Source organism: Bacillus sp. FJAT-18017 (assembly GCF_001278805.1).
In the GTDB taxonomy this organism is placed as follows: Bacteria; Bacillota; Bacilli; order Bacillales; family Cytobacillaceae; genus Bacillus_D.
In genome coordinates this window covers 4,238,584-4,257,299 of the sequence record NZ_CP012602.1, presented here as the reverse complement: position 1 = coordinate 4,257,299, position 18,716 = coordinate 4,238,584, and the positions used below count along the sequence as shown (strand labels likewise).

At 43.1% G+C, this 18,716-nt stretch carries 26 protein-coding genes; 16 read left to right on the top strand and 10 right to left on the bottom strand.

The window, feature by feature from the left end:
• Positions 1–66 precede the first annotated feature (66 nt).
• Positions 67–1,071: an ABC transporter permease gene (locus tag AM500_RS19805; RefSeq protein WP_053600775.1), complete on the top strand. Its 1,005-nt coding sequence runs from the start codon at positions 67–69 to the stop codon at positions 1,069–1,071.
• Positions 1,072–1,088: 17 nt separating this feature from the next.
• Positions 1,089–1,988: an ABC transporter permease gene (locus tag AM500_RS19800; RefSeq protein WP_053600774.1), complete on the top strand. Its 900-nt coding sequence runs from the start codon at positions 1,089–1,091 to the stop codon at positions 1,986–1,988.
• A 206-nt stretch (positions 1,989–2,194) separates the two neighbouring features.
• Here AM500_RS19800 and AM500_RS19795 read toward each other — a convergent pair whose 3' ends face one another.
• The 3 genes from AM500_RS19795 to AM500_RS19785 form a co-directional block, all read right to left on the bottom strand.
• Positions 2,195–2,695, bottom strand: coding sequence for a DoxX family protein (locus AM500_RS19795; RefSeq protein ID WP_053600773.1), 501 nt, complete (start codon positions 2,693–2,695; stop codon positions 2,195–2,197).
• Positions 2,696–3,598: 903 nt separating this feature from the next.
• Positions 3,599–4,375: an alpha/beta fold hydrolase gene (locus AM500_RS19790; RefSeq protein ID WP_053600772.1), complete on the bottom strand. Its 777-nt coding sequence runs from the start codon at positions 4,373–4,375 to the stop codon at positions 3,599–3,601.
• Between the two features lie 40 nt (positions 4,376–4,415).
• Positions 4,416–4,694: a hypothetical protein gene (locus AM500_RS19785; protein WP_053600771.1), complete on the bottom strand. Its 279-nt coding sequence runs from the start codon at positions 4,692–4,694 to the stop codon at positions 4,416–4,418.
• A gap of 79 nt (positions 4,695–4,773) precedes the next feature.
• Between AM500_RS19785 and AM500_RS19780 the strand changes: the two genes are divergently transcribed.
• On the top strand, positions 4,774–5,283 hold the full coding sequence (locus AM500_RS19780; protein ID WP_053600770.1) for an AAA family ATPase: 510 nt from the start codon (positions 4,774–4,776) through the stop codon (positions 5,281–5,283).
• Positions 5,284–5,569: 286 nt separating this feature from the next.
• Entirely contained in the window at positions 5,570–6,019 is a 450-nt protein-coding gene (locus AM500_RS19775) for a hypothetical protein (protein ID WP_053600769.1), read from the top strand.
• A 341-nt stretch (positions 6,020–6,360) separates the two neighbouring features.
• Here AM500_RS19775 and AM500_RS19770 read toward each other — a convergent pair whose 3' ends face one another.
• Together AM500_RS19770 and AM500_RS19765 are read right to left on the bottom strand one after the other, a co-directional pair.
• Positions 6,361–6,759: a GNAT family N-acetyltransferase gene (locus tag AM500_RS19770; protein ID WP_053600768.1), complete on the bottom strand. Its 399-nt coding sequence runs from the start codon at positions 6,757–6,759 to the stop codon at positions 6,361–6,363.
• Between the two features lie 196 nt (positions 6,760–6,955).
• Positions 6,956–8,749 carry a S41 family peptidase gene (locus AM500_RS19765; RefSeq protein WP_053600767.1) on the bottom strand — a complete coding sequence of 598 codons (1,794 nt, stop codon included), beginning with the start codon at positions 8,747–8,749 and terminating at the stop codon, positions 6,956–6,958.
• A gap of 262 nt (positions 8,750–9,011) precedes the next feature.
• Here AM500_RS19765 and AM500_RS19760 point away from each other — a divergent pair, with 262 nt between their 5' ends.
• From AM500_RS19760 to AM500_RS19745, 4 genes are all read left to right on the top strand, one after another.
• A complete protein-coding gene (locus AM500_RS19760) occupies positions 9,012–9,266 on the top strand; it encodes a hypothetical protein (protein WP_053600766.1) in 255 nt (84 codons plus the stop codon).
• A 39-nt stretch (positions 9,267–9,305) separates the two neighbouring features.
• Complete coding sequence (locus AM500_RS19755; protein ID WP_053600765.1) at positions 9,306–9,824, top strand: GNAT family N-acetyltransferase; 519 nt, start codon at positions 9,306–9,308, stop codon at positions 9,822–9,824.
• Between the two features lie 64 nt (positions 9,825–9,888).
• Positions 9,889–10,323, top strand: a complete 435-nt coding sequence (locus AM500_RS19750) for a DUF4275 family protein (protein ID WP_053600764.1) — start codon at positions 9,889–9,891, stop codon at positions 10,321–10,323.
• 24 nt (positions 10,324–10,347) lie between these two features.
• Positions 10,348–10,770 (top strand): YhfM domain-containing protein, encoded by a 423-nt coding sequence (locus AM500_RS19745; RefSeq protein WP_053600763.1) that lies wholly within the window; start codon positions 10,348–10,350, stop codon positions 10,768–10,770.
• A gap of 24 nt (positions 10,771–10,794) precedes the next feature.
• On the opposite strand, the gene AM500_RS19740 is transcribed toward AM500_RS19745, so the two are convergent.
• From AM500_RS19740 to AM500_RS19735, 3 genes are all read right to left on the bottom strand, one after another.
• Positions 10,795–11,001, bottom strand: coding sequence for a hypothetical protein (locus AM500_RS19740; protein ID WP_053600762.1), 207 nt, complete (start codon positions 10,999–11,001; stop codon positions 10,795–10,797).
• A gap of 90 nt (positions 11,002–11,091) precedes the next feature.
• Positions 11,092–11,265: a hypothetical protein gene (locus tag AM500_RS25625; RefSeq protein ID WP_156319862.1), complete on the bottom strand. Its 174-nt coding sequence runs from the start codon at positions 11,263–11,265 to the stop codon at positions 11,092–11,094.
• 125 nt (positions 11,266–11,390) lie between these two features.
• A complete protein-coding gene (locus AM500_RS19735) occupies positions 11,391–11,753 on the bottom strand; it encodes a VOC family protein (RefSeq protein WP_053600761.1) in 363 nt (120 codons plus the stop codon).
• Between the two features lie 90 nt (positions 11,754–11,843).
• On the opposite strand from AM500_RS19735, the gene AM500_RS19730 reads away from it, so the two are divergent.
• The 3 genes from AM500_RS19730 (at position 11,844) to AM500_RS19720 (ending at position 13,369) form a co-directional block, all read left to right on the top strand.
• A complete protein-coding gene (locus AM500_RS19730) occupies positions 11,844–12,305 on the top strand; it encodes an SRPBCC family protein (protein WP_053600760.1) in 462 nt (153 codons plus the stop codon).
• 62 nt (positions 12,306–12,367) lie between these two features.
• The gene (locus AM500_RS19725; RefSeq protein WP_053600759.1) at positions 12,368–12,829 is read left to right on the top strand and encodes a GNAT family N-acetyltransferase; all 462 of its coding nucleotides are present in this window, start codon (positions 12,368–12,370) and stop codon (positions 12,827–12,829) included.
• Between the two features lie 36 nt (positions 12,830–12,865).
• A complete protein-coding gene (locus AM500_RS19720; RefSeq protein ID WP_053600758.1) occupies positions 12,866–13,369 on the top strand; it encodes a hypothetical protein in 504 nt (167 codons plus the stop codon).
• Positions 13,370–13,398: 29 nt separating this feature from the next.
• Here the strand turns inward: AM500_RS19720 and AM500_RS19715 are convergent, their stop codons facing one another.
• Positions 13,399–13,878: a CBO0543 family protein gene (locus AM500_RS19715; RefSeq protein WP_053600757.1), complete on the bottom strand. Its 480-nt coding sequence runs from the start codon at positions 13,876–13,878 to the stop codon at positions 13,399–13,401.
• A 248-nt stretch (positions 13,879–14,126) separates the two neighbouring features.
• On the opposite strand from AM500_RS19715, the gene AM500_RS19710 reads away from it, so the two are divergent.
• From AM500_RS19710 to AM500_RS19690, 5 genes are all read left to right on the top strand, one after another.
• A complete protein-coding gene (locus AM500_RS19710; RefSeq protein WP_053600756.1) occupies positions 14,127–14,549 on the top strand; it encodes a DUF1801 domain-containing protein in 423 nt (140 codons plus the stop codon).
• A gap of 356 nt (positions 14,550–14,905) precedes the next feature.
• Positions 14,906–15,682: a basic amino acid ABC transporter substrate-binding protein gene (locus AM500_RS19705; RefSeq protein WP_053600755.1), complete on the top strand. Its 777-nt coding sequence runs from the start codon at positions 14,906–14,908 to the stop codon at positions 15,680–15,682.
• Positions 15,683–15,699: 17 nt separating this feature from the next.
• Positions 15,700–16,431, top strand: coding sequence for an amino acid ABC transporter permease (locus AM500_RS19700; RefSeq protein ID WP_053601808.1), 732 nt, complete (start codon positions 15,700–15,702; stop codon positions 16,429–16,431).
• Positions 16,406–17,128, top strand: coding sequence for an amino acid ABC transporter ATP-binding protein (locus tag AM500_RS19695; RefSeq protein ID WP_053600754.1), 723 nt, complete (start codon positions 16,406–16,408; stop codon positions 17,126–17,128). Before AM500_RS19700 ends, AM500_RS19695 begins: the two co-directional genes overlap by 26 nt.
• A gap of 181 nt (positions 17,129–17,309) precedes the next feature.
• Positions 17,310–17,864 (top strand): nitroreductase family protein, encoded by a 555-nt coding sequence (locus AM500_RS19690; protein ID WP_053600753.1) that lies wholly within the window; start codon positions 17,310–17,312, stop codon positions 17,862–17,864.
• 77 nt (positions 17,865–17,941) lie between these two features.
• On the opposite strand, the gene AM500_RS19685 is transcribed toward AM500_RS19690, so the two are convergent.
• On the bottom strand, positions 17,942–18,664 hold the full coding sequence (locus AM500_RS19685; RefSeq protein WP_082347309.1) for a suppressor of fused domain protein: 723 nt from the start codon (positions 18,662–18,664) through the stop codon (positions 17,942–17,944).
• Positions 18,665–18,716: the final 52 nt, after the last annotated feature.

Sequence of the window (18,716 nt, the reverse complement as noted above, 5' to 3'; positions counted from 1 at the left end):
TGAAACTTGAAAGGGGAGGAGCTTTGCCTCTCCTTTCGTTTAATAAAAGAATAAGGGGTGAAAAGGGTGCTAGCTTATACAGCCAAGCGTATTTTAGCGTTATTTCCGGTTTTATTTGGAATGACCCTTGTTGTTTTTGCAATCATCCATGCCATTCCTGGAAACCCTGCCCAGGTGATTCTTGGCCAAAGAGCAACAAAGGAGGCAATTGCTGAAGTAACCAAACAATTGGGCTTGGACAGGCCATGGTACGAACAATATGTCGATTATCTTAATTCCTTGCTGCATGGGGATTTAGGTACTTCTCTAAGGACAAGGGGGGCCATCAACGAAGAAATTTGGCCATTCTTGACTGCAACACTGGAATTGACAATTGTCGCAATGCTGATCGCAGTCTTGATTGGCGTCAATGCCGGCATTATCAGTGCCTGGTTTTCAAAGTCGTGGTTTGATTATGTTGCTATGGTACTGGCCTTAATCGGGGTATCGATGCCGATTTTTTGGCTCGGTTTAATGGAACAGTGGGCATTTTCAATTGAACTTGGATGGCTGCCAACAACCGGGAGAGAGAATGTCAGAGACCCTGTAACAGCGATTACAGGCCTTTATTTAATTGATACCTTGCTTCAAGGCAGAACCGACCAATTCGGGACAGTGATTCAGCATCTAATTTTGCCGAGCATGACGCTGGCCACGATTCCAATGGCCATCATAGCGAGAATGACTCGTGCTACAATGCTCGAAGTCATGAAGTCGGATTATATTCGGACTGCAAGGGCAAAAGGGCTGGGAATGTTTTGGGTTGTGTATAAGCATTCATTGAAGAACGCGATTATACCCGTGTTAACCGTAATTGGTTTGCAGGCAGGTCTTTTGCTGGGGGGAGCCATATTAACAGAAACAATTTTCGGCTGGCCGGGAATTGGCCGGTACTTGTATGACGCAATCGGCTACCGTGATTATCCGGTAATCCAGTCAGGTATCTTAATCATTGCCGCAATTTTTGTTTTCATTAATTTAATAGTGGATTTATTATATGTCTTTATTGATCCAAGAATTAAATATACATAATAAAGGAGGTTTCCACTATGGCAGAATTGGCAAAAAATATTGCTGACATCCCAAAAATCGCCGAGGAGGATAAGTTGGTACCTCCATGGAAGGAAGCCTGGCAATCCTTTTATAAAAATAAATTGGCTATTATCGGCTTAAGCATTGTTGTATTTTTTATTATTATTGCTGTTCTCGCGCCTGTAATTTCGCCTTATAGCTTTAAGGATCAGGTGTTGGCGGAGCGAATGCAAGCGCCGTCAAGTAAGCATTGGTTTGGAACCGATGACTTTGGCCGTGATATTTTTTCAAGGGTCATCTATGGGGCAAGAATCTCTCTATGGGTGGGATTTTCCTCTGTATTGGGTTCTGTGATCATTGGTACACTGCTCGGGATTGTTTCCGGCTACTATGGGCGCTGGGTTGACACGATTATTTCACGGATATTTGATATCATGCTTGCTTTTCCAAGCATATTATTGGCGATTGCCGTTGTCGCAATTTTAGGACCGTCTTTACAAAACGCCCTAATTGCGATTGCGCTCATCAATATCCCAAACTTTGGACGGATTGTGCGCTCCAGGGTACTCAGTGTCAAGCAGGAAGAGTATATCATGGCAGCCTGGGCGATTGGGATGAAGGATTCCCGGATTCTTTTAAAACATGTATTGCCAAACAGCATTTCTCCGGTAATCGTCCAAGCGACATTGGCGATTGCAACTGCGATTATCGAAGCAGCAGCCCTTGGGTTTTTAGGGATGGGCGCACAGGCCCCAACACCCGAGTGGGGAAAGATGCTCGCCGATTCGAAAAATTATTTGATGCAAGCCCCATGGACCTTATTCTTTCCGGGGATTGCCATCATGCTCACCGTACTCGGATTTAATTTGATGGGAGACGGATTAAGGGATGCCCTTGACCCGAAAATGAAGAATTAGTGCTTCAGTTTCCCATACAGCAGAAAGCGTTGGTCAGTTGAGATCGACGCTTTTTGTATGAGTTTTTTTACATGATTAAATTTTCACATCCTTTTGGCAGTAAGTGGGGGATGAAACTATATTAGGGCTATGATTTTATCCACAAAAAAACCCTCCATTTTTGAAGGGTTGTTAAAGGGGAGAAGGGGGAGGACTCCGCCTTTATATTAGTTTTGAGGTTGTTCTTTTTTAAATACTGCTTTGTTGATGTAAGGAAGTACCCAGCGATCAAGGCCGTATTTACCAGCATTTGCACCAGCAGCCAGCAGGATGAATCCGAACAGGATGTCAGTAGGGTTATGGCTGACTGTTCCAGCAAAGAAGAACGCGAAGTTCATTACAAGACCGAAGAACATTGCCGCAGTAGTCAAGCAGCCAATCATGAGGCCAAGTCCTACTAGCAGTTCGCCCCAAAGAACAAGAACGTTGAACAAGTCGATGTTTGGAAGAGCAACGTTTTGCAAGAAGTCTACATACCACCCGTACACAACACCGCCGTCCGGGCCTTTTACCGGATTGGCAATTGCACCTTTGATGAATCCGCTAGCATCGAATCCTCCAGTTACTTTACCAAGGCCTGCAGTGAACCAGGCATAACCGAGATACACACGAAGCAAAGCGAGCAGAGCAGCAACAATGTTGTTTTCCCTTAAGAATTTGTTAAACATGAATGATTCCCCATTTCCTTTTGTTTTTAAATACGTTGTTTACACTGTAAATATACTCCGGTAAACACCATGTGAATAGGGCTTTGGGGATCTATTCAAAAAGCTGTCAAAGCTTCTTGTCTAAGATGTGAAAGCACACACAGACAGTGTTAACTGAAGTCAAATAAGCTGCATTCCTTCTAGGAAATACAGCTCTGCAATCATTGGGGAACTACCTTCATTTGCACCGGAAAATCACCTGGAAAGTAGTGAATTTCATCAAAATCCCTATTAAAATTGCTTTTACTTGTCCTTGGCCATTTTAAGGAATGCGAGAGAAGTGGCAGACAATGGTTCATCCTTTTTGTAACGTTATTCATGCCGAAAGAAAGGAGCCATTCTCGCGTTTAGAGAGAATGGCTCCTTTTTTATTGGATTTCATTATTGTTTTTACAGCAAGTTAAATGTTGAAACAGTTTTTTTACATGAAAAAAGCCCGTACCGGCTCGGTTCAGGCTTTCTCCATTCCCGTCCTACCGGGAATTTGAGGAGTAGACTTGCCCTATTCAGCAGTCATACCCTGCCCTTATTTAGCAGCCACTGCTAAATATACCTTAGGCGGACCCAACTTCGGCCGCCGGGCGACCAACAATACTCACCCGAGAAAGCAAATCTTTCTCCAAAGTAAACGATCGCAACAACACTAGATAACCGATCTACATTAACTCTTTGTTAATGTACTGCTACCATTAACCATCACATTCCCGGCTATCCCTGTCCTGCGTCGCTACATTACCTATTTTCCCTCCTCAAATCTTTTTAAACCACATTTTTGAAAAAAATATAAAAATTTTACTAGAAATTTAAGAATGAGAACTCTACATATGGATGCCATTGTTTACGAGAACAAGGCCTTTCTTTTAGTCACCGTGTTATTACTTCGCGTGGCAATGTGCCTTCCAGTATCCACTTTTCTACCATTTGATTAAAAAAAGCGGGGTCCACTAGGGGTATTCCGTGACCAACCCTGGGGATTATGATTCCTGTACAATTTGGATTACTTGAAACTATATCTTTTGCTGATTTTTTCATGACTGCTTTTTCTTTTTCACCGACTGTCACTAAAATCTTGCCGGTTGCCTTATTTAAATCATTTGGTATTTCAAACGACATATTTTCCTCTAAAATTCTAATAAGTGTATCTGGTTTCATTTGAGAACTTTCTTTGTAATAGGTTTCAAAGTATTTTTCATCAATATAGAGTGTTTTTGCTTGAAGTTTTGAAAAAGATTTATTTTTAATTAATGGAAAAGTTAATTTAATAGACGGTCTGATCATTTTTTTAAAAAAGGAATTTGGTCTGACTAATGCACTGTTTATGACGGCATAATCAACCAAATTCGGATTCAAACTTAACATTTGAATTGTTACTTGCGCACCCAATGAAAATCCAATAACAGTTACGGTTTTACCGTTTGCTATTTTTTCAATGAAATCATTTATTCGTTGTGCACTTTTTTGAATAGAAAAGTGTTCAGTTAAATTGCTTTTCCCTTGTTCTGGCAAGTCTATTGTAATGCAATGAAAATGACTGAAATAGTGTATTTGGTTATCCCACATCCAGCTGGATACTCCACCGCCGTGCAAAAATACTAGTAATGGAGCTTTCTTATCGCCATACTCTTGATAATGTAAATTCAAGCAGTTCACCTCTTATAAAGTCCCGTATTTAAATGCAATGTTAATGATTACGATAGGGAAGGGAATCCATTAACCTTTTTCTTATAAAAAGAAGAACCGCGAGTCCGGCCGCCAGCGAGAGATAGCTTGCCAGGAAAAACAGCGGAGAGATCGTGCTGCCAAAGGTGATATTATTTTGTAAAAATATTACATCATCATACTTAGCCGCAATGTCAGGTTGATGGGATATTGTTTTTAGGTAACCGACGGCAATTACTCCTGCAAAAAATAGCAGATGTAAAACCGCTGACCAAACGAGAGCGCGAAATACTTGTTTCATTTTTTCCTCCTGGACGTTTCCTTGTTATTTCTAGTTTAGTATAATTGACGAAAAATTAAAATAGTTCCGGAGGGTCGCCATGAGAGAGGTCCCACGAAAGATTCATATTATCGGTTCGGTAGGGAGCGGAAAAACGACTTTAGCTAAAAAGTTATCTCGGAAGTTAAACATTCCATTCTATGAACTTGATAATGTAGTACACGAGAGGAGCCCAGCTGGTGACCGAAGGCGTTCTGCAGCAGAAGCAAAAGATATTTTACGAGAAATCCAACAACACGATACATGGATAGTGGAAGGTGTTCATAATGAGGACTGGGTATCTGAGAGTTTCGAACGGGCGGAAGTGATTATCTTTTTAGACCCTTCCAACATGGTTAAAAAATGGAGAATAACTAAAAGATTCGCCCGGCAAAAGCTTAGGCTGGAACAATCTCATTACACACCGACATGGGAAATTTATTTCAAGATGTTTAAATGGAATAAACACTTCGAAGCGGTTGGAAAACCGAACTTTTTCACCAAATATGCCAGATATAAAGAAAAGGTATTAGTGGTAAAGGGTTCAAAAGAGGTAGGGGAATATTTTTAAAATTGTCTAGCTCCAGCGCCTAGCGCCTAGTGTACTTCGGTCCCCTCGTTACGATAAGGCAACATCGATTCGCTTAGGCTCATCGTGTTTCCTTTATCTCCTTCGAGGCCCTCCACAAGGAAGGCTTCGGCAGCATCAGCATCGCACGAAGAAAAAGTGATAGCACAAGGAAAGCTCCCCCGAAAATACATCGCACGAAATTACGCGATAGCGTAATGAGGATTTTCGAGGAGTCCATACGGCGCTGACCAGGCGCTTGCGCTTTTCTTGAAAGGAGTGGCGTTTCATGACTCAATACATTTATTTAGCCTCACCGGTAAAGCTGCCCCAGGGTTCTTATGGCCAAAACCCCGTTTATCCGGGAAATCCTATCATCTTTAGGACTGAACTGGATTTCATCCATTTAGCCTTTGAGAACAATTATGACCCCAGACTGAAGCAAAAGTTTTCATACAGCCAGTACTTTTCCTACGACTATCAGGTGGCCGCCTATGCAAATCATATTCCTTTTAAATACCGATTGAAGGGGACGCCAGGCGAAGAGAAGTGCCTGAGGATTCTGTATGATTATATGGAAAAAGCAATTCAAACAAGCGGCACTCTGGAATATTTCACATCCCTGAATGGGTGGGAGAATAAGCCGTTAGAGAAAAGAAGATCCGTTCGCTGGACGGACCTGAAGGACCCATATGATTTGGTACTCGAGGATCGGGAGTTTTGGGAGATAACAGTATAGGTGAGCCCGGTTCGTTGCGTCTTGCAGCAGGATGACAAATTCCTCGCCTCCATAGCGGGCAACTGTACCCGAGTCTCCAACAATCTACAATTCTTAAAGTCAGTTGCCTCAGTACCTTATTTCCGCTTTGGTTTCATTCGTAAACCGTTTCAGCAAATCATGGAGGGGGTCTAATTGTTCTTTTAATAGAACATTTTTCTGGTTTATCGGTCTAATAAAAAATTTATCGGTCCAGGAAAATTTTTATCGGTCTAATTAGAAATTTATCGGTCCAACCACAGCCCACACATTTAAAAAGCACCGCAGCAAGCAGCGGTGCCTCAAAAATTATTGGAAGATCACTATACCCCGGACTGCCTATTGTAATTTCGCACCATCATTCCGGTTGCCCGCCTCATTCCAGCCGATTCATAAAATGGCTGCAGTTCCGGATCACAAAGCAAATCGATCATATAAATCTCACCAAGCTCTTCCAGCATCCGCTTGACCAATTCCTTGCCAATCCCATGTCCCTGATAGTCAGGCAAAACTTCCAGAAGCGGAATATAGGCTGATAAAACTCCATCGCTAATGGCGGTTATGAACCCGACCACTTGGCCCTCATCAATAGCCACGACAACCCGGTAGCTATTCTCGAGCAATTTTAAAAAAGTCGGCACTGCCGGCGGATTTGGCCAGCCGACGAAAAATCCGCCAATCATGTCCGGAGTGATTCCCTCCAATGATGTTTTATACTGCATATTTATCGCTCCTCCAAATTTCATCAAGAACATTATTTTTATAAAAATCATTTAGGATGCCAGGCGAGAGCAATTCTGCTAAATCATTCTTCTCCGCATTCCCACGTCCCCGCGCCTGCCTCGTCATATGCTGAACGCTGGACAATCAGCACCTTGTTATCATGGACGATCACACCTTTGACGGCAAAGACCATTTTCATCGAATCAACCCCATTGCTGTTTGCAAATATTCATCGGTTCCGGCTTTGACGTCTATAAAAGTCCGGGTGACCGTTATGTCTTCTTTAATCCCGACTCCATAAATTGGTGTCCCGTCAGCCTGGCTGATTTCAACGCCAGTCATAATTCCTTTAATATTTCCGGGGATAGGATAAGTTTGAACTTCCCCAGGCATCCCGGCAGTTTGCTCCCCGACAATTTTAGCGAGCCTGTTATTTTTTACAAAGGAAAGCAGTTGCTCTGTGGGACCATAGGATTTCTTTGATGCTAGGAAGATGAGTTTCCCTTGGAAAAATGGCTTCAACGGCTGGATGGTATCATGGCCACCATCAAATGTTGCCATATTCTCACCGGGAACGGTCGTTTGGCGAATCTTCCACTTAGGGCCTTGAACTGGGTTTATGGTCAGGTGGCCAATAAGATCCTTCAATTTATCTTCGAGGAAAATTCCTCCGCGTGCATCAAATACAATGCCTTTTGCTTTGCTCAATTCATCCAGGTTCTGCTCAATTTCATGGAAAACATTGCCCGCAAGGTGAATATAAAAGATACCAGGCTCGAGTTCCTGAAAGGGATTGTGCCCGTATTCATCGACAAAACCGCCATTTCCTGAGCTGACAGCCGTTTCATGGATTGCCCCATTACGGTTAACGGTCATTTTAAGCTCTTCAAGGAACAGGAGGGAGTCCATCGCCATCCATTGCTTGAACTGGGGGGAGCCTGGTAATTTGGCAGCTTCTTTTTCGATAAAGGGGATTGCCTCATGGCCATTGACTGTTTCAACAATGTCCCCAGCTTTTAAGTCAATACCATCACTGGCGGCAGTAATCGTAAGTTCCCCCTCTACAATTTCTAATTCCAATGGAATCCGTGAACCGACAATCCTGGACTGAACAAGAGAAGACATCGCGTGACCATCCTCGGTAAGCTCCATCAACTGGGCTAACGTTGTGAGATAGTCCGCTCGTGTCTTGTCGTCAAAGGCCTCCTTAAGGGCTATGCCGAAATCCTCGAGATTCCCAGCAGCTCTTCCGACGTGCGGATGGAAGTAACTGAGCTGATTCCAGGTCACAACTACACCGGCCAAGCGGACATCCTCATCAGCACTTGTCATGTTTGGGTCCATATCATCGATTTTATTCTTCAAGTTTTCGAAACCCTGACTGCTCTTGGTCGTACTTCCGACTGTCTTACCATCCTTCTGATAAAGGACGACGGGCAGCGAGTAACGCAGTCCCTCACTGAGCCGTCGGTCAATTTTTTTATTGATAGGCGGATATTCTTCAAACAGCTTATTATCACCTGTCACAGGTTCACCTTCAGAAATTACGGCAGGTACACGCATACTCGAGAAATGCGTGGTATCAAGACCTGGTGGGCCATAATGCTGCCAGGCAAGGACCTGGATCGATTTCTTTATTTTGGGATGCACGGGCTTTTTCCCTTTTTCATAGATAACAAGTGTCGGCGCAATTGGCAAGAACAGTTCTTCAAGTGCTTCCTTCAGCTGTTTTTCGTTCCCGGCAACCTTCACTTTGCCTACACCATATATTGCAAATCGGGTCCAATCAATCGCCGCTGCTTCATCGCTGGGATGGAAAAAGCGGACAGCACCATACAGCCTCCCAAATGCTTCGATATTCTCAAGTTGCTTGTCTATTGCTGGCTTCCCGGCTACTTCCTCTGCTTCTTTATTTAAAAACATCATCCCTGCTGCAAATAGGGCAGCAACCACAATCATCCCTATGTATCTGTTTACGATCTTATTCATCACGTTCCTCCCCCGGGAAGCAAAACATTTCGTACCATATTCCATTATAATCCAATTCATGGTATCTTGGAAGAAAGTTCACTATTTTCTGAATAAAGGAAAGTAAAGGCAGTTTTATTGTTCAGGGGAAGGCTGGTTCGTTGTTTTCCTGCGTGATACCGGATTTTGGAGCAGTCAATTTTGCGTACGTACTTTTTATAAGGCGCTGCCTTCATTTTAAGAGAGTTCAAAACATCTAAACAACGTAAAGGAGTGAAGTTTAATGGGGAAATACATAGCTATTTTTTTGGGGATATTATTCGGCATAAATATTTTAGGGTTTGCTATTGGGGTAATGTTTGGTGGCGGAGGTGGAGACGAAGCTTTCTTTTTGGGCGTCATTATCATCCTGCTGCTTACAGCGATTTTAACTGTTTTGATATACATGATAAATTTTATAAAAAAAGAGCTATGGGATATACGTATGCTTTCGAAAAGTATTAAAAAGGATACGAAAGTCAAGAAAGAGGGAGCTTAATAATTTTAGATTCCAAATGAAAGTCTGGAGGAGTATTTGATGGAACCGAAAATCATCATCCGTCCTGCCAAACTAGAGGATGCGGAAACAGTCCTTAACATACATAAATCCGTTATCGCAGAAGGACTCTATCTTACGCCTGTTTCCGATGAGTTTACAAGAACGGTAGAAGAGCAGAGGGATAGTCTGAGGAAGCTCGTTGCCAGTGACCGGGAAATTATGATCGTTGCCGAAGCCGCTGGAAAGGTGGTAGGCTGGGTGGTCTTTTATGCCCATCAAAGAAAGCGCATGGCACATACCGGCTATATGGGAATTGTGATCCAGGACGGCTACCGAAATCTTGGCATAGGTAAGATGCTCGTCAAAGCGCTGCTCGACTGGGCCGAACAGAACCCAATGATTGAAAAAGTTTGTTTAGCGGTTTTTTCAACAAACTACCGGGCTATCTCTCTTTACAGAAGCATGGGCTTTATTGAGGAAGGACGAAAGATCAAAGAATACAAGATGGATGAAACCACTTATGTAGATGATGTCCTCATGTATAGGTTAGTAAACTGACGTCTTATATCGATAGACAGAAACCACGGTCCATCTCGGGAAAGCAGAATGGGGGCATATTTAGATGGAATTATTAACGAGATTAATTTATAAGGATGTTGAAGTTGAGGAAGCTGAAGACATGGGGAATCTGCTGCGGAAGCGCTGGGAGGAACAGTTTGCCGGACATTTAAGCTTACAAGAAAAACGCTCTATTCATTTGTACGACAAAGGCAATTCAAGCGGCTTTCTCTGGCATGTTTTCAGCTATGGAAAAAAAGCTTGCCTGGAAGGCCGCCCAGCTGAGGAAGCCTTCAATGCTGTGCGGAAATATGCCTGCTATGTATTTTATCAGAACTCGGACGAGGGACTCATATTAAAAAATGCAAAGCGTCTTAGCGCTGACGATTTGAAAAATGAATACGACGTCTATGTAGTCGATAAGGATTTCAGCTGGACATATGTAAAAACCCATGAAACCGGCTGGCTTGGACCTTACTTTTTCAAAAGCAATGAGTGAGTCTATAAAAGCAGGAGGGATTATATGCAATATGGAAAAGCTGCTATCATAACAATGCTCCTGTTAATACTGGGCGGTTGCCTCAGGGAAGCCTTCCTGGAGGAAAAAAGGATTGATGTTCTTAAGCACGCAGATGGAGAGATTGACTCTGCCTATGAGAACTTTAGAGAAGAATCTGAAAGCGAAAAAGTAAAAAAGGCGAGGGAAATACTTGATGAAGCAGATTGGGAGAATGCCAAAGTCAGCATGGTCCGCCCTGCTGACTACATGTTTGCCTTCGAATATGATAATGTTGATGCGAAAGTGCAAGCCTATATGGTTTGGATCAGCCCAGGCAATGACAGGCTAGAACTGACAACCGATTCAAGCAAGTACGTTCACCTGCCTGCAAGTGAATCAGCTGAGCTTTACGAAATCTTCACCGGTGAAAAACTGGAAGATAAATAAAAAAACGCCTTTAAAAGGCGTCTTTTACTGTTCGTTGTTGTTTCTCATCATGTTTCGTGCGTTTTCGGCAGTATTGTTAACCGCGTTGGCAGTAGCATCTACTGCATTCATTGCTGCATCCTCGGTTGTTTCAAGTGCATTGTGGGCAGCATGGAAAGCAGCCCCAGCCGTATTTTTGATTCCTTCAGCAACTTGATTGTCCTGATTTCCTTTGTTCTGTTGGTTCGCCATAACTTCACCTCCTGATACTGGTAGGTTGTGTAAATTCCGAATTAATATTCCAACAAAAAACGCCACTCAGTGGCGCTTTTGTTAAACCGCTTAGCGGTTTTGGTTGTTGCGGTTCTTTTGTCCGCCGCCTTTGTTTTCATCGTCACCTGTAATTGCGTCGACGACATTTTCAAAGCCCTGGCGCATCTTATCCATTAGTCCGCCATTTTGGCCGTTATTGCCATTTCCTTGTCCGCCGCCCTGGCGATTTTGTCCGTTTGCCATCTCAATCACCTCCACGTCAATAGCGTGTGCAAGATTTGGCAAACTATGCAAACTGCCACACATCACAGGAAACAATTCGAAACAAACAAACAGCGGGCCCATCCAGGAACCTGCTGCTATAACGGTTATTGCCTTAATAAATATTCGTTATCGTCTTCGTCCTTGAAGGATACGAAGGTGCCCCATTGCATTGTTTGGGGCTCGCCAAGAAACTCGACGCCGTTCGCTTTCATTGTTTCATAGGTGGATGTGATATCGTCGCATTGGAAGACAATCGATGCTTTCATGGATTCTGAACCCTTCATCATCGATTTTGGATAAATGACTAGGCGGGATTCGGCACCTTTAGGGGCAACCTCAAGCCAGAATGCGTTTGGCCCCATGGGATGTTCGGCAATAATATCAAAGCCGGCTTTTTCGGACCAAAATGATTTTGCCCTCTGCTGGTCTTCAACGTACACAGCAACTGTTGCAATTTGTTTTATCATAATAATTCCCTCCCAGGATGTACATATATATTATACTTACATTAACAAGCTGTATCCAATGGTATCATACTTTTAGAAGAGGTGATGGCAATGAAAAGCTGGACAAAATCTATCGAAATTAATGCGCCAATAGAGCATGTTTGGTCATTCCTGAACGGGTCCCTGGAAGACATGCAAAAAATTATGCCCCAGGTGGTCGAGAATACGCCAATTAAGGTCACTGAAGAAGGTGTAGGGAGCGTTTACCGCCAAAAGTATAAGGAAGGAAAGCGGGTCATGGAATACGACGTGACGACCCTGGAATACAAGAATACCGCAGACCACAAAAGGCTGAAGGTTGGTTTCAATCTAGGAAACATGTTTGACATTACCGCAGCTTATGAATTGAAAAAACTCGATAGGGACCGGACTTCGTTTACATACACAACCACGAATGATCCACTCAAGTGGTTTGTTAAGCTGTTCTTGCTATTTTCTAGTGATAAGGTTGTCGTCGAATTTGTTGAACGAGTTAAAAAAGCTGCAGAGGAGAATCAGCCTGTTGTAATGTAACAACGTGCAGACTCTAGGTTCATACAAACAACGAAACTACATAGTTAAAGGAGATTCCTTATATGATTGCACCCTTGGACATCTCATACTTACCGAAAATCCTCCAGGCCCAAAAAGAACTTTACAGAATTAACTTTAGGAATATGGTTTTTGATAATGAGTTTTACGATATTATCCTATCTTGGTATGAGGAAGCCTTATTCAATTCGGAGTGGCGATCCTATGTCCTTTTAGAAGAGGGCGGGGTATCCGGGTTTTACCTTGCCCAGTACAAGGATTCTAGTGCTTATTTGTCACAAATGTATGTAGCAAAAGAGCTGCGGGGGAAAGGGTACGGAAAAACGCTGCTCGATCACTTTGAGCAAGGCCTGGATGCACCAGGATATCTCGTTCTCCAGGCTAGCGGCATAAATTACGGGGCAGTCTCCTTTTATTTGAGGAACGGCTATGAAATCCTCCGAAACGAAGCCGACCAGAATGGCGACCCTCGCCATGTTATGATTAAACATAAACAACTAATATGAACCGACCCGCAAAAATCTATAGGAGGATGGGTTACTGTGAGAGCAATAAGTTTAAAAATGTTAGTCCTTATCTTTTCGTTTTTAATTCTTACCGGCAGCAGTAAAGGGGCTATTATTAACGGGGATGCACACGTTACGGAAGAAATGCATGAAGTGATATCGGAGTACATCGTGAAAAAATATACCTCTGTCTATTTGGATACCGAAAAACAGTTTGAAGTCCATAAAATTTATGGTACAAGGGAAGTGGGCGGAATCACACATGTCTATATGTGGTCGCTATACGAGGGCTTTAACAAAGCGACTGGCAGCGAAGGACAGGCTGGCCATTCCCTGCCCGCATTAATCAAGCTGAAAAAACAGGGAAACAAGTATAGTGTAACGGATTACAAGGAACCAGAGGACGGGACCTATTACTACTCATCCTTGAAAAAACTCTTTCCATCCGCCTACGTAAGGCTCGCCAGCAATGACGTCATGCATTCCGCAAACCTCCAAGAAAAAATCAAACAAAAAGCAGAAACATGGCTTCATGAATAGGAATACCCATTGGGGTAGGGGTCAGACCCCTAAATCTTTTTGCGAGCAATCGTGTTTATGATGTAGGCGATTGTTCGTACGGCAAGGAAGGTGCCGAAGATGGATGCGTATGAATGCCGCCAGTTCCAGCCTTTTTTGTATTTGATCAGATTTGTGTGTTTTTCGAGCCATGTTTCCGCTAGTACCATTGGGGTTGTGAACAGTACATTTTTAAAAAGAACAACTAAAATATTCGACTGTTTGGTTGCCTTGTTAAAATATACGCAAATAACAGGATAGAGTAGGTAGCTGAAAACAACACTTATGTTAAAGGCCTTAAAAAGATTTACAGGATAGGCCACGTAGCCTTTCTTTACTACGATAACGTCCAGGAATGAAGAAATATATCCTTTTAGGAAGAATACAATCAGCCAGTCTTTAATTGGCGGTTTCCTTAAAATATTGAAAAAAAAAGCTATCCCAAACACAATCAGTGTTTTAAGGAAGGTGATTTCATATTTCTTTTTCAATTTGTATTCTCCTTTAACATGTTTTAAGTATAGAGTGTCCAATTTCTATGTGAATACTTTATTGATTGGTTAGTTGTGTAAAAATCGTGTTACATATTATCAAGTTCAAATTAAAAATGGAAGGTCATCCAGTAGGAAAGACCGATATCGATAAATAAAATAGTCGAAGAAATGTATTATCAAACTACTTTGAAGGAATAGATTCCTATATACATCTGAAAAGAGAAGAATAAAAGGAGGTTGGGCACGTGTACGAGCTTAAAACGAAAGAAACGGATAGCAGTGTCATTGAATTCATTGAAGCCGTCGACAATATGAAAAAACGCGAGGATGCATATAAACTTCTCGACATTTTCACAGAAACGACTGGTCATGAAGCAAAGATGTGGGGCCCGAGCATCATTGGCTTTGGGATGTATCATTATAAATACGCAACTGGTCATGAGGGCGATGCACCACTCGTCGGCTTCTCGCCGCGTAAAGCAAAAATCAGCCTCTATTTCGCGCCTGGTGAAACGAAGCGTGATGAACTGCTTGGAAAATTCGGTAAACATACATCCGGGAAAGCATGCGTGTACATAAACAAAGTCGCTGATATTAACACGGATGTGTTAAAAGAACTAATTACTGAATCTGTAAAGTTTTTAAAAGAAACATATCCGGAGCAGTAAGCGAATTTATTCCGAAAAATCAGCTGTCAAACCAAATTCAGGAATATTAAGGCAAAAAAGACAGGGGAAACCACCTGTCTTTTTTTATTCGTGAAATAAGAAAAAGCGGGGAGTGGCAGGCACTGTCCGATTATTCCCACAATACCTTCACTACCGCTTTTCAAATTGGCTGTGCCGCACACATACCTGGCCTGTGTGCATCTTCCGGTGTGAAAACTGCAAAACACCAAAATATTTTTAAAATAATTTAATAATTCCGAATACTATACATTGAAATAATATTCTGAAATTTGTATAATTCTAACATGAACTAAAATGTCATAAACTGAAACAATACGAAAACAAGGGGGATCTTCATGTCCAAAAAGAGAGGAATACTATTAACCATTTTGCTGGCAATATCACTGATTTTGGCTGCGTGTGGAACCAAGGAGTCAGCTACATCCGGTTCTGGCGGTAAAAAGAAGCTGTCTGGTGGAACAGAAGCCGCTTTCGCACCATTTGAATCGATGAATGACAAAGGGGAAATCGTCGGAATCGATGTGGACGTGCTTAAGGCCATCGCCGAAGAGGCGGGTTTTGAGTACGAATTGAACAATGTTGGCTGGGAGCCGCTATTCCAGCAAATCACCAATGGTGAGCTCGACTTTGGTGTTTCAGGCATTACGATTACAGACGAACGGAAAGAAACGTATGATTTTACGGAGCCATACTATCAGGCTAACCTTGTCATTGTTGTTAAAGAGGATTCTGCCGTTCAATCAGTCGCAGACCTTAAAGGCAAGAAGGTTTCCGTACAAATTAATACAACAGGACACAAAGCCGCGCAGAAGGCACTCGGTCAAAGCAACCCGGACATTCTCGCTTATGAAAGCCAGCCGGCAGCAATGCAGGAGGTCATTAATGGTTCAACGGAAGCCGCTATCGGTGACAACGCGGTTGTCTATGAATATTTGAAAAACAATAAAAATGCCAAACTGAAAGTTATTGAAGATCCTAGCTTCGAGAAAGAATTCTACGGCATCATGGTTAAGAAAGGCAACAAGGAAGTATTGGATCTTTTAAATGAAGGCCTTAAGAAAATCAAGGAAAACGGAAAGCTAGAAGAAATTACTGGACAAAAACTTGAATAGGCGGGAGCGTGTTTCAGTTGGACATCCTTGATTTTCGCTGGGACATGATCTGGAACTACCGTGACTTTTTCATACGTGGTATCTGGGTTACGATTGTCTTAACAGTTAGCGGTTATATTGGGGGCATTGTATTAGGAGTACTAATCGGCCTTGGTGAGACATCGAAACGAAAGCTAATTTACTGGCCGTCGAAGCTTTATGTCGACCTATTCCGGGGCACCCCAATGCTCGTGCAAATTTTAATTATCCATCTCGCGGTCATCCCGGCGGTTTTCGGACAATCGTTCGGATATATGGTATCAGGGATTACGGCACTTGTCCTTAATTGTGCCGCGTACAACGCTGAAATCATCCGCGCCGGTATCCAGTCGATTGATAAAGGGCAGATGGAGGCGGCCCGTTCCTTGGGGCTGACTCACAATCAAGCGATGCGAAAAATTATATTGCCTCAGGCGTTCCGCCGGATGATTCCGCCGCTTGGCAATGAATTTATTGCCTTGCTGAAGGATTCTTCACTGGTTACGGTCATTGCTGCAAATGATATTCTCTATGCCAGCAAGATTGTGGCAGGGGCATACCAGCGCTTCTGGGAGCCATACCTGGTCGCGGCAGCACTTTACTTGATGCTTACCTATCTCGTGACAAAATTGGTTGCTTATGTGGAGAAGCGGACCAGCAATCACTATAACCCTCGCAAAAGAACAGAAAGGCAGGTTTTGGCGAATGATCAAAGTGGAAAACCTGCATAAGTATTTTGGTAAATTGGAAGTGTTGAAGGGCATTGATTACCATGTCCATGAAAAGGAAGTTGTCTGTGTAATCGGCCCTTCAGGATCTGGAAAAAGTACCTTCCTGCGCTGCATCAATTTGCTAGAGGAAATCACCGATGGCAGCGTTTATGTGGAAGGGATGAAAGTAAACGACCCGGATACGGATATCAATGACATCCGGACTGAGGTTGGGATGGTGTTTCAGCAATTCAACCTGTTCCCTCATATGACGATTCTCGAGAATGTTATTATGGCGCCAATGCTTATCCGAAAAACGCCCAAAAAGGAAGCGGAGAAACTCGCACTTGAACTGCTTGAGAAAGTTGGGGTGCTTGAGAAAGCAGACAACTATCCTGAACAGCTGTCAGGCGGCCAGCAGCAGCGTGTCGCTATCGCCCGGGCGCTAGCAATGAGGCCGAAAATCATGTTGTTTGACGAACCTACTTCCGCTCTCGATCCTGAAATGGTCAAAGAGGTACTAGATGTTATGAGGCAGCTTGCAAAAGAAGGCATGACCATGGTCGTCGTTACCCACGAAATGGGATTCGCACGTGAAGTTGCCGACCGTGTCGTCTTCATGGATGGCGGCTACATTGTCGAACAGGGCAAACCCGAAGACCTCTTCGGCAGCCCCCAGCACGAACGAACCAAAGCCTTTCTTGGGAAAGTGCTGTAGGGAAGGTTCTGGTTTGCCGGGGGAATCAGATTATACAGGCTTGGTGCTTTTGATAAGTACCAAGCTTTTTTCGTTGGGAATATTGATAGTTTTTTAGAGTGACGAAAGAATAATTCTTTACCTATTAAAAATACACTTGTATTAGGATCCTGAACGACTATGAAAGAGGGAGGAGAAACGGATGGATGTTCTGGAAGCAATTAAAACTAGGAGAAGTTTTGGGCTTGTGAAGGATGAGGCGGTGCCGGAATCACTTATTGAACAAATTCTTGAAGCTGGAACTTGGGCTCCAAGCCATTTCAGGACAGAGCCTTGGCGCTTCTTTGTCCTGGTGGAAGAGGGGAGAAAACAACTGGCAGAGGTCTTTGTAAAAATTGCAGAAAAAAATGGGGAGGCCGATGCAGCCAAACTCGATAAGGAATTAAAAAAGCCTTATCGCGCCCCAGTTGTTATCGCAGTGGCAGCTGAACCGGCAACGGATCCGAAAGTAGTTCAGCTCGAAGAATACGGAGCGGTTTATGCGTGCATTCAAAATATGTTTTTGGCCGCCCATAGCCTGGGTCTGGCGGGATACTGGCGGACAGGTGCACCAACGTATGACCCGTTGATGAAAGAATTTTTCGGTTTGTCAGAGAATGGTGAGGTTCTCGGATTTCTTTATATTGGCTATCCGAAACGGGCTCTTCCTGAGGGGAAGAGGAACCCGTTTCAGAACGTGACTAAGTGGATTAGATAGCACTTTTTCATCCGAAAAACCAAACAGGCCTGGCACCATTTAAAAGTTCCAGGCCCGTTTGTCTTCACTCCGTCATGCTATTTACACGTATTCATCCTGTTTAAATTATAAATATCATTCACCCCAAACAAGTCGAATCGCTCGCATAGATTATCGACGCCATGTTCCATCTTGTAGTCCATCTCTTCCTTGTAAATCGGCATGACATTGTAGATGAAGATGTTCTTGTCATCTCTAACTTTCAATGAAAAAAACTTGCCATCAACAATGGTCGGCGGAATCAAGAGAGACGCGCACAACTTTGTCCCGCTAGTGAAGGGTTGGATTGGGTTGCCGTTCTGAAGGGTATGGCCATAGGCAAGCCATGTATTGTACTCATGGGGAAATCTTGCTAAAAACTTCAAGTTCCCAATCGGCCAATAATTGCGGTCATCCTGGAAGGCATCATCCGATATATCATATTCCTTCGGCAAAAAGCATACCAATTCAGCAAACCTCCAATCTTCAGCCCCTGGAGGAACGTCCATTGCCAGGTCACTCATCCCATGAGTCACAAGTGTATGAAATGGCTTTTCAGGGGTTGGTGCAACATGATAGACATCAAGATGGACTAGATTTGAAACAATCTCATGAAAAACGCCATTGATTTTTCCTATGTATGTCTCAATATGATGCTCGAATTTTTCCTTAGCCTCGAAATCATAATCCCTTACCCCTTCGAATTTCGTTTCCTTCGATTCGTACTTATATACCGGTGCCCCAGACCCCGACACCTTTTGTCTTTTCTTAAAAGGCCACATTCGAATACCCCCTTATATTTTGCATGACCTACTACGTTGTTAAGTTCTTTTT